The sequence below is a fragment of the Actinoplanes siamensis genome (assembly GCF_016862395.1).
GTDB classification, from domain to species: domain Bacteria; phylum Actinomycetota; class Actinomycetes; order Mycobacteriales; family Micromonosporaceae; genus Actinoplanes; species Actinoplanes siamensis.
Genome location: NZ_BOMW01000160.1, coordinates 1 through 599, shown reverse-complemented (window position 1 = coordinate 599; position 599 = coordinate 1). Strand labels below are relative to the sequence as shown.

At 71.6% G+C, this 599-nt stretch carries 1 protein-coding gene; it reads left to right on the top strand.

The window, feature by feature from the left end:
• Positions 1 to 599, top strand: a 599-nt coding sequence (locus Asi03nite_RS37555; RefSeq protein ID WP_203685269.1) for an acyl carrier protein, incomplete at both ends; no start/stop codon positions are given.

Here is a 599-nt window from a genome sequence, read left to right as displayed (position 1 = left end):
AACGCCAACGCTTCTGGCTGGACGGCCCGACGATCGAGCCGGCGGTCCCGGTCCGCCCCGGTGGGAAAGCGCGCGTCCCGTCGACCGCTCCGGCGAGCCCCGCTCTCGCCGCGGTGCGAGGCGACGAGCTGGAGCTGGTGCGTACGCACGTGGCAGCCGTGCTCGGCCACGGATCGGCGCGCGACGTGGACGTCGACACGACCTTCAAGGACCTGGGCTTCGACTCCCACGCGGCCGTCGAGCTGCGGAACGCGCTGAACCTGGCCACCGGGCTCGCGCTGCCCGCAGGCCTGCTCTTCAACTATCCGACCCCGGCCGTTCTCGCCGACCACCTCCGCAGCGTCCTCGTCGACGAGAACCGGGACCAGGACCAGGACGTGTACGAGGCGGTCGCCCTCGACGAGCCCATCGCGATCGTCGGCATGGCCTGCCGGCTGCCGGGAGGGGTCGCCTCCCCGGAGGACCTGTGGCGTCTGCTCGTCGACGAGGTCGACGCGGTCGACGAATTCCCGGCCAACCGCGGCTGGGACCTCGATGCGCTCTTCGCCGCCGATCCGGACGACCCCGGCAAGACCTACGCCGTCAAGGGTGGTTTTCTC